At 49.8% G+C, this 11,510-nt stretch carries 11 protein-coding genes; 9 read left to right on the forward strand and 2 right to left on the reverse strand.

What is annotated here, in order from left to right:
• Window positions 1–97: 97 nt before the first annotated feature.
• From LHL18_RS05285 to glmU, 7 genes are all read left to right on the forward strand, one after another.
• Entirely contained in the window at window positions 98–289 is a 192-nt protein-coding gene (locus tag LHL18_RS05285) for a hypothetical protein (RefSeq protein WP_134053404.1), read from the forward strand.
• 76 nt (window positions 290–365) lie between these two features.
• Window positions 366–1,775, forward strand: coding sequence for a radical SAM/SPASM domain-containing protein (locus tag LHL18_RS05290; RefSeq protein WP_226766065.1), 1,410 nt, complete (start codon window positions 366–368; stop codon window positions 1,773–1,775).
• 143 nt (window positions 1,776–1,918) lie between these two features.
• The gene (locus LHL18_RS05295; RefSeq protein ID WP_226766066.1) at window positions 1,919–2,836 is read left to right on the forward strand and encodes an ATP-grasp domain-containing protein; all 918 of its coding nucleotides are present in this window, start codon (window positions 1,919–1,921) and stop codon (window positions 2,834–2,836) included.
• 117 nt (window positions 2,837–2,953) lie between these two features.
• On the forward strand, window positions 2,954–3,202 hold the full coding sequence (locus tag LHL18_RS05300; protein WP_226766067.1) for a hypothetical protein: 249 nt from the start codon (window positions 2,954–2,956) through the stop codon (window positions 3,200–3,202).
• 196 nt (window positions 3,203–3,398) lie between these two features.
• A complete protein-coding gene (locus tag LHL18_RS05305; protein WP_134053396.1) occupies window positions 3,399–4,649 on the forward strand; it encodes an HlyD family secretion protein in 1,251 nt (416 codons plus the stop codon).
• Window positions 4,650–4,660: 11 nt separating this feature from the next.
• The gene (locus LHL18_RS05310; RefSeq protein ID WP_134053394.1) at window positions 4,661–5,014 is read left to right on the forward strand and encodes a hypothetical protein; all 354 of its coding nucleotides are present in this window, start codon (window positions 4,661–4,663) and stop codon (window positions 5,012–5,014) included.
• Window positions 5,015–5,114: 100 nt separating this feature from the next.
• A complete protein-coding gene (glmU, locus tag LHL18_RS05315; protein WP_226766068.1) occupies window positions 5,115–6,479 on the forward strand; it encodes a bifunctional UDP-N-acetylglucosamine diphosphorylase/glucosamine-1-phosphate N-acetyltransferase GlmU in 1,365 nt (454 codons plus the stop codon).
• 247 nt (window positions 6,480–6,726) lie between these two features.
• On the opposite strand, the gene LHL18_RS05320 is transcribed toward glmU, so the two are convergent.
• A complete protein-coding gene (locus LHL18_RS05320; protein ID WP_226766069.1) occupies window positions 6,727–7,866 on the reverse strand; it encodes a dicarboxylate/amino acid:cation symporter in 1,140 nt (379 codons plus the stop codon).
• 237 nt (window positions 7,867–8,103) lie between these two features.
• On the opposite strand from LHL18_RS05320, the gene LHL18_RS05325 reads away from it, so the two are divergent.
• Window positions 8,104–8,664 carry a DUF1439 domain-containing protein gene (locus LHL18_RS05325; protein WP_226766070.1) on the forward strand — a complete coding sequence of 187 codons (561 nt, stop codon included), beginning with the start codon at window positions 8,104–8,106 and terminating at the stop codon, window positions 8,662–8,664.
• Here the strand turns inward: LHL18_RS05325 and LHL18_RS05330 are convergent.
• Window positions 8,661–10,451, reverse strand: coding sequence for a flavodoxin domain-containing protein (locus LHL18_RS05330; protein ID WP_226766071.1), 1,791 nt, complete (start codon window positions 10,449–10,451; stop codon window positions 8,661–8,663). The genes LHL18_RS05325 and LHL18_RS05330 overlap by 4 nt on opposite strands.
• A 292-nt stretch (window positions 10,452–10,743) precedes the next feature.
• Here LHL18_RS05330 and LHL18_RS05335 point away from each other — a divergent pair, with 292 nt between their 5' ends.
• Window positions 10,744–11,460 (forward strand): PEP-CTERM sorting domain-containing protein, encoded by a 717-nt coding sequence (locus tag LHL18_RS05335; RefSeq protein ID WP_226766072.1) that lies wholly within the window; start codon window positions 10,744–10,746, stop codon window positions 11,458–11,460.
• Window positions 11,461–11,510: the final 50 nt, after the last annotated feature.

An 11,510-nucleotide genomic window follows, 5' to 3' on the forward strand; every position in this document is an offset into this window, starting at 1 on the left:
TCAGAACTGGCAGCTGTGTTTTTTTAAAGCAAAAAGTAGCATGGATACATCAGGGACTTGCTGGTGCCTGATACCACATACTTAATGGAGAATACTAATGAAAAACGTAAAACTTGATACAAACCATGTTGTTGAGGCTGTAGAGCTACTAAACAAAGTTGAAGGCGGGATTAACGCTACCGGTCAGCGTATCGACTCCTCGGTTTTTACCCACTGTGACTTTTTCGTTTGTGGTGTAGCGCTGTACGGCAGCGTAATTGATCCTCATCGTTTCGATATGTTGCCTTAAACGAGAATGTGACGCCTGACAGGGCGTCACATTTCCTTCTTACCCACTGTAAATCATCTGTTCAGGGAATATCATCATGACATCGCTTGCAAACTCCGGCATTAAACTCCGACACCGCCAAACCTATGCTGTATGGGAAATCACCCTAAAATGCAATCTGGCTTGCAGCCATTGTGGTTCGAGGGCAGGCGATTCACGTGTAAACGAGCTGAGTACCAGCGAGGCGCTGGATCTGGTGCAGCAAATGGCTGAGCTTGGTATCGAGGATGTTTCTCTGATCGGCGGTGAGGCATTTTTGCGACCAGACTGGTTAATTATTGCTGCAGAAATTACCCGTCTTGGCATGAATGCCAACATGACGACCGGGGGCTACGGGATATCACGCGGTACGGCAAAACGGATGAAAGAAGCGGGTATCAGTAACGTTTCGGTATCGGTAGATGGCCTTGAGGCTACGCACGATAAGCTACGTGGTAAGCTGGGTGCCTGGCAGCAATGTTTTAAGACGATAGAACATTTACGCGCCGTGGGGATCAATGTTGGCTGCAATACGCAGATCAATAAGCACTCCGCTACCGAGTTGCCCATGTTGTATCAGCAATTAGTCCAGCATGGCGTGTCGGCCTGGCAGATACAGCTTACCGTACCAATGGGCAATGCGGTAGAGCATAACGCTATGTTGCTGCAGCCTTACGAGCTACTGGAGTTATATCCGGTGCTGGCGTATCTGTCTAAACGCGGCCGTAAGGATAAACTTATGGTGCAGCCGGGTAATAACATCGGTTACTTTGGTCCTTACGAGCGCCTGTTGCGGGAGCCGATTTCCCGTCACCGCGACTTTGCGTTTTTCCGCGGCTGTGGTGCGGGCATAAATACCATAGGCATAGAAGCGGACGGTAAAGTAAAAGGTTGCCCTTCTTTACCTTCCGAGCAATACACTGGCGGTAATATCCGTGAGCGTAGCTTGCGCGATATTTATGAAAACAGTAAAGAGCTACGATTTAACGATATCAATAAGCCTGAAGATGTCACGGCCCATATGTGGGGCGATTGCGCAAGTTGTGAATACGCCAAGGTCTGCCGCGCTGGCTGCAGTTGGACAGCTCATGTCTTTTTTGGTCGGCGCGGTAATAACCCTTATTGCCATCACCGGGCATTGAAGAAAGCCGTGCTGGGCAAGATGGAGCGTTTTTACCTGAAAACGCCCGCTGCCGGCCAGCCATTTGACCATGGTGTGTTTGAACTGGTTGAGGAGCAGATTAAGCCATTTGACCCGACGGACCCGGCACACTTTAGTATTGCCCAAACACAGTTTCCAGCTGAGTGGTTGGCGGAAGAACCTGATCTGCAGAAAAGCCTTATGCTGGAGAGAGGTATGCTGATGCTGCAGTACGTTGAAAGCGGTATAGTCAAACAGGCCGACTCGCCATGGTTTGATCCCGCTAAGCGTGAGGCGATAAAACAGGGTATCGCAATAGCCAGCTAGCCCTGCTATTACATCAACGGCGTATTGTAATAAAGCAACCTTGGACGGTTGCTTTATTATTTTCTGCAGGCTGTGTTCAGTAATGACTTATACCAATGCCTGCTATTTCTTACAGCTTAATTTTTAGCCCGGTCTTTTCTAAGATGAAGTTATCGAAACGCATTGAGGAAAATACCATGATTATTCTGATGGGCGAGCAAACAGATGAGCAGATCATCTGTGTAGCGGCACAGTTAAGCAAGATGCAGCGCGAGTACGCAATACTGGACGGCGCTCTGTTTCCGGTAAGAGACAGTATTAGTTATTTTCCCCAGGCTAACGAGTTTGGTTTATGCATTGATGGCAAAACTGTGATGCTGTCTGAAATTTCCGCTTTGTATTGGCGCAATTACCGGCAACCTGCTAATCCGGCGAAAAATGCTATTGCTGCTAAAGACTCTGCCAGCTTGCTGATTTCTGCCCTGAACGAGCTTGGAGACAAAGCCAAAAACAGCACTGTTGCCGTGCAGTTTCATCAGGAAAAGCCACGCCAGCTGGCTGTAGTAGCCAAATTAGGTGTGCAAATTCCACCTACTTATGTAGGAAACAATGCTGATGCTGTATCCGCTTTCTGCCAGCAGCACTCAGAAGTCATTTTTAAACCTGTTACCGGCGGCGATTATGCGCGTTTGTTAACGGCAGAACACTTGAGCGGGCAGCACCTTGCGCACAGCTTAAGTCAGTCACCGGTGACGCTGCAGCGCTATATCAAAGGTACTAACATCCGCAGTTACGTGATAGGCGACGCGGTATTCAGTGCAGAAATACGTTCGGAGCATACCGACTTCAGAACGGATGGCGATATCGCCTTAACTGTTATTGAGTTACCAGAGCACGTCAAAGAGCAGGCTTTACAGATTAAAACTGCCTTAGGCCTGGCCTGGAGCGGCATAGACTGGCGGCGCGATGAACAGGGGCAATATTACTTTCTGGAAGCAAACCCCAGCCCAATGTTTGCCAATTTTGAACGCTATACCGGGCTGCCTGTTGCCCAGCATCTTGCGCAGTTGCTGGCAGCCTGATGACAGAATTTGTTGCTTCGTGTTGCTGCGCGAACAACAGATACACCACGAAAACGGTGTTTTTAACCAAAGCGTAAACAACCAGGCAAAGCCTGAAAACAATCAATGGAGATTATTATGAACACAACTAAATTAACAGCTCACCCTTTTGCTCAGCTGGCTTCTACAGACGTTGAACAGGTTAGCGGTGGTTACCTGAAAGGCGAAATCAAGCAAGTCACGTTGAGAATTCCTGAAGATGGTATCAGCGATCTGCGTAGCGAAGGCGGTGCTTTCACTGCAGCCGTTGGTGAAGATGGCAATGGCCCGGTTCAGACAACTATGGCTGTAGGTGAAGAGGGTGGCGATTTCCCTGCCACGTTCTAAGCCGTAGTTATTAAAATGCCGGGTCTGTTGCTGCAGAGCCCGGCGGTCACAATCTTAATGGAGATTTAGATTATGTGACCATAAAGATATAGCCCGATTTACGGCCTGTCAATATTTCACCCTGTCATTTGTAACAGCTGGTCAATAATCCGGGCCTGCTTACACTGATACTAAATAGTCTCTGAGGGATTTTGTCATGAGCTCTGACAGCTTATTCCGGCCTGAAGCCGTTAAACAACAAGGTGTAAAGTTAGATGGCGATGTCATCATCGCCCAGCCGATTAAAGCATGGGTATTAGTCGCAGCATTACTCGTTACCGTTGCGCTGGCGCTGTTGTTTCTAAGCCAGGCCTCGTTTAACCGTAAAGAAACCGTTAGTGGTTATCTGAAACCAGACTTAGGTGTCGCGAGGATAGCGCCACAGCGTAATGGCACTGTTGTCTCGCTGTTTGTTAACGACGGTCAGGTTGTAACTGCCGGTCAGAAGTTGGCGTTGGTATCATCTGACGAGTATTTACAACAAGGTTTTAATCTCAGCTCACAGTTATTGAATGCGCTGGAGCAGCAACGCACCAACCTATTGTTTCGGCTGGATGAATATGAACTGAGTTTTCGCCAACAAAAGCAATCCCTGGCCGACAGAGTTGAAAATATCAAAGCGCAATTGCATGAAATTCAGTCGCAACAAGTTGTGATGACCGAAAGGCTTAAACTGAATGAGCAACGGCTGGAAGATTTCAAACATTTGCGTAAGCTTGGGCATATTTCCACCACTGAGCTGAACAATCAGCGGGATTTAGTGCTGAGTATGCAGCAACAGCAAAAAGACCTGCAGATTAACTATCAGAGCCAACATGGCCAGCTTATTCAGCTTGAGGCCCAGTTTGAGGCTCTGCCAAGAGAGTTTGAGCAACAGAAAGCTCAGATTTCAACAGAGCTGGCGCAGTTGTCACAACAGCAGACTGAAATGTCAGCCAGAAGCGAAGTGTTGTTGACTGCGCCTGTCTCCGGAAGAGTGACAAACCTGGTGGCTGAGCTGGGTAGTATGGCTGTGGCAGGCAAGCCGATTCTGACCATAGTGCCCGAAGATAGCAGCTTATATGCTGTGTTGCTGGTGCCAACCCGCGCTTTTGGTTTTATCCGCCCTGGCCAGGAAACCCGCATGCGTTATGACGCCTTTCCTTATCAACGCTTTGGCCTGTATAAAGGCGAAGTAACGCAGTATTCCACCTCAGTGTTGCTGCCAAATGAGGTCAGCACACCGGTACCCGTGAATGAACCTGTGTATCAGGTGCATGTCAGGCTGGACTCTCAGGCGGTAAAAGCTTATGGCGCGGAAGTGCCCCTGCAGTCAGGTATGTTGCTTAGCGCAGATATCGTACTTGAGCAACGTAGCCTGCTGAACTGGCTGTTTGAACCGATCCTGAGTCTGCGTGGCAGATTGTAACGGAGCGTTTTATGAAAAAGTTAGCCATAGTTGTATTTATTCTGGCTGTAAGCTTTATGTGTTACCAACGTTATTGGGTGCCAGTGTATATCACGCTGGACAGCGAGCATCGCCAGGCGCATCAGGACGACAACATATTGTATTTTTGGACTGGAAAGCGGCATAAAGGCTTTTTTCAGGTTGGTAAGCAATATTGTTTGCAGTCAGGTCAGCAAACTGTGCAACTGGCGCTGTTTTCCATCACTTATGCATCGTTGAAGCCGGGCTCAATGAAGTTAGGCTTCAGACTGCCTGATAATAAAGAGATCACTGCTGTCGCAGATGAGTATCAGGTCACGGACATTGCATTATCCGGCACGCTATAAGCTTATTCAGCAAAACTTCACCCTGGCCCTGTAATCTGCGGCGTTATCTATTAGAATAACCGCGTCTGTCGAATGAAAGCGCGATTACAGGGATTCTTTTATGGCATTAAATGTAGTGATTCTGGCGGCCGGTAAAGGCACAAGGATGAAATCCGATTTACCCAAGGTGTTGCATAAAGTGGCTGAGCGGCCAATGGTGCAGCATGTGATAGATACTGCCCGCGCTTTAGGCGCACAGAAACCGCAACTGGTGTACGGCTATGGCGCTGAGGCGTTACAAACTGCCATGGGCGAACAGCCGCTGCACTGGATATTGCAGGCTGAGCAACTGGGTACCGGCCATGCGGTAGCGCAAGCCATACCTAACATTTCTGACGACGATACGGTGCTGGTGCTGTACGGTGATGTGCCATTAACCCGTATTGAAACCCTACAGCAGTTATTGGCGGCGAAGCCTGCCAATGGCCTTGCCATTTTAACGGTAAACCTGGCAAACCCGACCGGTTACGGCCGCATTGTGCGCGAAAACGGCAAAGTGGTCGGTATTGTTGAACAAAAGGATGCCAACGCTGAGCAGCTGAAAATCAGTGAGGTAAATAGCGGTATAATGGCGTTGCCGGGTAAGCAACTGAAGAACTGGCTGGGCCGTTTATCGAACAGTAATGCACAGGGGGAGTACTATTTAACCGATGTTATTGCGATGGCGCACAGCGAAGGTGTAGAAATTGCCACTGCCCAGCCGCAAAACCCGATGGAAGTAGAAGGCGCCAACAACCGTGTGCAATTAGCCGCATTAGAGCGTGCATACCAGCAGCGTAAAGCGGAAGAGTTAATGTTGGCCGGTGCCAACCTGCGCGATCCTGCGCGTATCGATGTGCGCGGTACGGTTGAGGTTGGTAACGATGTGATGATTGATATCAACGTTATTTTCGAAGGCAAGGTTGTGCTGGGCAAAGGCGTGACCATTGGTGCTAACTGTATCCTGAAAGATTGCGTGATTGGCGATAACACTGAAATAAAGCCTAATTCGATGATTGAAAAGGCAAGTGTTGGCGCAGACTGCTCGGTAGGCCCGTATGCCCGCCTGCGGCCGGATAGCGTGATGCTGGACGACAGCCATGTTGGTAACTTCGTCGAAATGAAAAAAACTACGCTGGGTAAGGGCTCAAAAGCTAACCATTTGACCTATCTGGGCGATGCGATTATTGGCAGCAAAGTAAACGTGGGTGCCGGTACTATTACCTGTAACTACGATGGCGCGAATAAGTTTGTCACGACCATTAAAGACGGCGCTTTTATCGGTTCTAACAGTGCGTTAGTGGCGCCGGTAACGGTTGGCGTAAACGCCACCGTTGGCGCAGGTTCGGTGTTAACCCGTGATGCGGCGGATGGTGAACTGGTGGTAGCGCGGGCGAAACAACGCCATATAACAGACTGGCAACGGCCGGCGAAAATTAAAAAGTAATAGCCGGTTAAAAAAACGAAGCCCGCAAAATGCGGGCTTTTTTATCAGTATCGGAATCGCGATTATAGGTTGAAATCCCGGATCGGTCACCACAGAGTGTCTGAGTCCTGCCGCAGGCAAAGGACGACAAATTCGTCCGGAACGAATTTGAACAGCTCTGCTGGCCTGAAAGGGCGTGGGCAGGATGCCCACGCTACTTGCTGTGGTGAGCCGGAACAGGAGTTTCAACCGGCAAAATTAATACTGATTAATCCGCCTTATCAACCAACACGGCAATAGCACCGTCGCCGGTCACATTACAGGCGGTACCGAAGCTGTCCTGCGCCATATACAGTGCAATCATCAGCGCGATAGCAGCATCGCCAAAGCCCAGCATAGAACCGAGCAAGCCTACTGCCGACATCACAGCGCCACCAGGCACACCCGGGGCGGCCAGCATCACCACGCCCAGCATAAAAATAAATGGCAGTACAGTCAGCAATGATGGCATGTCCAGGCCATTTTGCATGGTTACCACCGCCATGGCACAGGTAACAATAGTAATGGTTGAACCTGATAAATGGATGGTTGCGCACAGCGGCACAGTAAAGTTAGCCACATCAAATTTGATGCCATTGTTTTTGGTGGCTTGCAGCGATACCGGAATAGTGGCAGCGCTCGACATGGTGCCAAGCGCAGTAAAATAGGCTGGCAGCATATTTTTTATCAGGGCAAAGGGTGATTTACCGGCCTTGATACCGGCAATAGTGTACAGCGTGATGATCCAGCACCAGTGCATAACTACCGCCAGCAGCAATACGATACCAAAGGTTTTCAGCGTGCTGAATACGGTACCGGCAGCGGCCATCTGGGCGAACTCACCGGCGATATACAGAGGTAACAACGGAATGATGACTTTTTCCAGCAGCAACTGAATCACATCGCGGCCCTGATCGGATAGCTGTTTTAGCTGGGGCGCGCCGGTGGCGGCTATGCCGAGGCCAAAAATAAATGCCAGCACCAAGGCTGTCATCACACTGATGGCCGGTGGGATATCCATTTCAATAAAGGCGGTTAAATGAGCCGCATCTGTTGGCGCCGCAGCACTATTGGCTGCTGTTAGCATCGGTACCACCACACTGGCCACCAGATACGCTAAGGTACCCGCCGTTACGGTAGATAAATAGGCAAAACCGACGGTGCGGCTTAACAGCTTGCCAGAGTTACGTGGTAAAGCCGCAATGCCGCTGGTAATAAAGAATAAAATCAGCAGAGGTACGGTAAAAAACAATAACTCGCCAAATAAGCCCTTAAAGGTGATTAACAGTCGCGTCAGTTCGTGTGGTGCATACAGGCCACAGATCATGCCCAGTATGATACCTGCTATTAGTTTTAGTATTAGCGCCATAGTGTTTCTCGTTATAGTGTTGCTTAGATTATCGTAGCCTGGATGGTCGCCGCTGAGCATATCATAAGTTTGTCAGCCATACTGTGCTTTGCTGGTCGGTTGTGTTTCACGTGGAGCATTAGCAATTCAGCGGCAACTCAGCTAAGGCATGTTATTATCGCCGCGCTAAACGAAGCTGCCATGGTTAACACTTGATGCTTAACCGACAAAATAGCGAAAGAACAAAAGGCACATCCGATGAAAAAAGTTTTAGTTATGCTGGGTTTCATGCTGCTGAGCGCTTGTAGCCAGTTGCAGCAAATGTCTTCTTACAATGTTACAGAAGCCGATCTGGAGCAGTTACTACAGCAAAAAGTACCCGAGCTGACCCGGCAGGCAACAGTGGCCGGCATTCCGCTGAAACTGAATGTCGATAGCATGAAAGTGCAAATCGGCCCGGATAACTCTGATGTGGTAAGAGTAAATACTGCTGCCAGTGCGGCACTGTCATTATTTGGCTTAAGTTACCCCGCCACAATGCAGCTGCAGGTTGAAGGTGTGCCCTACTACGACGGCACCGAAAAGGCCATTTACCTGCGCTCGGTAAAACTGCTGGACTCCAGTATCGAAGCTTCAGGCTATCGCGGTAGCCTCAAACCGGTAACCAACGAGCTACTGCAACTGGTCAACGGCTATCTGGCCAATAACCCGGTATACCGGTTAGATACCGCAAACCCCACCGTTAAACTGTTAACCTCAGTTCCGGTAAATATGGCTGTACAACAAGGCCGTATCAGCTTTATGCCGGGTAAAAACTAGTATAAATCGCGCCGGTAGCGGCCTTGCTGCGTCAGTTGCGCCAGTGCGTCGCTACCAATAGTATCAAGCAGGGTTTGATGTACAGCCTGCCCCATACCCTCCAAGCTGCCACAAACATAAATCGCTGCACCCTGCGCCAGCCAGTCCAGCAGTCGCGCCCGCTGCGCGGCTAATGCATGCTGTACATAGTATTTTTCCGCTTGCTGTTGCGAGAATGCCAAATCACAGTGGCGGATAAAGCCTTGTTGTTGCCATAACTGGATATCGCGGGCAAAGAAAAAGTCGCTGTCCAGGCGGCGCTCGCCAAATAACAGCCAGTTATCACGCTGACCACGTTTTACCCGCTCGGCCAGTAGCGCCCGGATACCGGCAATGCCGGTGCCATTGGCAATAAAGATTATTGGCCGCGCATCATCCGGCAAATGAAATTGTGTATGCTGGCGCAAGCGCAGTTGCACTGGTTGTTGCTCCATCGCCCAGGCGGTTAGCCAGCCGGAACCAATGCCGAGGGCACCGCTGTCGTGCTGCACCTGGCGTACCAGCAATTGCAGGTAGCCTTCATCGGGGATCGACGCTATGGAATAGCTGCGCAGCTGCAGCCGCGGCTGCAGCTTTAACCAGTCAGCCAAGGGGCTGCCAGAGGCCGGTGGTTGCACTTTATCCAGCTCCAGCTCGGCCAGTGCCCAGCACAACGGTACATGCCGGCCCTGATAATGTACCGCCTGACAGCCATTAATTCCATGCCGGGTAAGCCACAGCGCGACTGCACATTTGCTGTTTTCCGGCTGAACATCCAGCAAATCTCCGGCTTGCCAGTGGCTACCTGCCGGCAACTGCAGTTTCACTACATAGCAAGGCAAGCCGCTGCTGGCGGGGTTAGCGATATAGCGGCTGTGTAAACCGGCCAGCAGCCAGTTATCGTTAACCGGTTGTTCCGCAGCGGTTTCAGTATCAGCACCTAACATCGTCAGTAGCTGCTGCCATTGTGTCAGCGCCGGGCTTTTGCTATCTGCGCTGTCCAGCTCCAGCAGCGGCCTTATCGCTTTGGCATCACGGCTGTGCAGCCAACCGTGCAACCAGTGGCCAAAGGCACAAAACTGCTGATAGCTGCGATCGCCAAGCGCCAGCACGGCAAACTGTAACTGGTTAAATGATTGCTGCCATTGCTGTGCCAATTGATAAAACTGGCTGGCATTATCCGGTGGCTCGCCTTCTCCGTAGGTACTGACCACAAACAGCGCCTTGCTGCTTTGGTGCAACTGCTGCTGCGTTAACTGGTTAAGTTCGGCCAGCTGTACGCTGAAACCGGCACTTTGCAGTTGGCTGGCGCTGCGCTTAGCCAGCTGCAGTGCCATGCCGGACTGACTGGCATAGCCAATCAGCCAGTGATCTGTTGGCTTATGGGTGGCTGTGTTAGTTATTGTTGTCTGTTTGGCCCAGTAAATTCTTAGTAGTAGGCCCATTACCGCCAGTTGGCTGTTTAGCCAAACCCATTGCGAAGCCTTCGCCGAAAATGGTGATTGTGGCAGATAGAATAGCCACAGTAAGGTCAGTAGCAGCGTCAGCAGCATGTATTGTTCCAGCCGGGCAAAACCACGGACAGGCGTTACTGCCGCCGTACGGGGTTTCAGCCAAACCGAAGCCGCCACCAGCGCAAGGTATAACAGGTATAAACCAATAGTTTGGTATAGCTGTTGGTAAGCAGAAAAATAGGCATAGTGCAGAGGTAACAGCAGCAGCGCCAGCAGGTGATATTTTTCCAGCAAAGATTGCCAGCGTTGTAACATAAGGCACCAGAGAAAAAGCAGGGGTGGCAAAACCCACCCCTTAACGTGCAAGACAAGTAAAACAACGACCAGAGAAGCCATCCGGGGCCCGGTACAGCAGCCAATCCATCGACTAAGCAGACTATAATACGACTAAATATTAAATGCAAATGATTTTCATTTGCCGCTGGAGAGAAAGTTATTTCTTCAGACAAATGATGTATTTTTGAGCAGCTACAATGTACAATACTCTGTCATAAGTATTTGAAATTTAATGGTAATTTAATTGTTAATGCCAAATGGAGTTGTGTTAATGAGAGGTATGTTGTTAGTTGTAGTATTTGCTGCGTTCGGTTTGGTTGGCCGTGCAACAGCATCTGTAATAGATTTTGACAGTTATTATAGCGATGCTGACAATCCCGTATATTGGTCGGCATTTGACCTGGATATTATGCGCCTATCTTGGGCTGACACGCTTGGGCTGCCAAAACAGGCAGAGCTAAGTGATATCGATTTGTTTGTTGCTAACACGACAGCCGGCTGGCGCTGGGCAACATTAACAGAGTTTGCATTGCTGCATCAGTTTTTTGATACCGATGCTGACGCGGATGGTTGGTCGCAAGCCCAAAATGCCGGTTCTTCATTGTTTTTCTCACTGAATGGTGTGGGCCCAGCGTTTGCTGCGCAAGCAGGTTATGATTTTGAAGGTTATACATACTGGCAGTTTGGTACGCAGATTGATGGCGACATGCACTATGTCTGGATGGCAGACTTCGCCACAAACTTGCCAGGGATTAGCTGTGCCGAATATTCAATGCTGTGCGGTAGCGGTTATTTTACCGACGCTAATTCACCTTTATGGCTGGCAAGTAACGTGTTGAACATGGCAGACATTAACGTAGCACCGTTGTTGGTCAGAGATAAAGTACCTACCCCTGATAGCGCTGTTGTAGTACCAGCCCCGGCATCGCTGTGGTTAATGACGTTGGCTGTAATTTCCCTGCTGGGTCGTCGTCGTGCTTTGAAGTAAAACCTGCGGTAAAGCTGGGTACAGGTAACAAAACAATGTCGTTTGCTGTA

Source organism: Rheinheimera aquimaris (genome assembly GCF_020531985.1).
Taxonomy (GTDB): domain Bacteria; phylum Pseudomonadota; class Gammaproteobacteria; order Enterobacterales; family Alteromonadaceae; genus Alishewanella; species Alishewanella aquimaris.

Excerpts from the sequence above, each read along its gene's own strand:
- LHL18_RS05285 (WP_134053404.1), top strand. The coding sequence starts at position 98 with ATGAAAAACGTAAAACTTGATACAAACCATGTTGTTGAGGCTGTAGAG.
- LHL18_RS05290 (WP_226766065.1), top strand. The coding sequence starts at position 366 with ATGACATCGCTTGCAAACTCCGGCATTAAACTCCGACACCGCCAAACC.
- LHL18_RS05295 (WP_226766066.1), top strand. The coding sequence starts at position 1,919 with ATGAAGTTATCGAAACGCATTGAGGAAAATACCATGATTATTCTGATG.
- LHL18_RS05300 (WP_226766067.1), top strand. The coding sequence starts at position 2,954 with ATGAACACAACTAAATTAACAGCTCACCCTTTTGCTCAGCTGGCTTCT.
- LHL18_RS05305 (WP_134053396.1), top strand. The coding sequence starts at position 3,399 with ATGAGCTCTGACAGCTTATTCCGGCCTGAAGCCGTTAAACAACAAGGT.
- LHL18_RS05310 (WP_134053394.1), top strand. The coding sequence starts at position 4,661 with ATGAAAAAGTTAGCCATAGTTGTATTTATTCTGGCTGTAAGCTTTATG.
- glmU (WP_226766068.1), top strand. The coding sequence starts at position 5,115 with ATGGCATTAAATGTAGTGATTCTGGCGGCCGGTAAAGGCACAAGGATG.
- LHL18_RS05320 (WP_226766069.1), bottom strand. The coding sequence starts at position 7,866 with ATGGCGCTAATACTAAAACTAATAGCAGGTATCATACTGGGCATGATC.
- LHL18_RS05325 (WP_226766070.1), top strand. The coding sequence starts at position 8,104 with ATGAAAAAAGTTTTAGTTATGCTGGGTTTCATGCTGCTGAGCGCTTGT.
- LHL18_RS05330 (WP_226766071.1), bottom strand. The coding sequence starts at position 10,451 with ATGTTACAACGCTGGCAATCTTTGCTGGAAAAATATCACCTGCTGGCG.
- LHL18_RS05335 (WP_226766072.1), top strand. The coding sequence starts at position 10,744 with ATGAGAGGTATGTTGTTAGTTGTAGTATTTGCTGCGTTCGGTTTGGTT.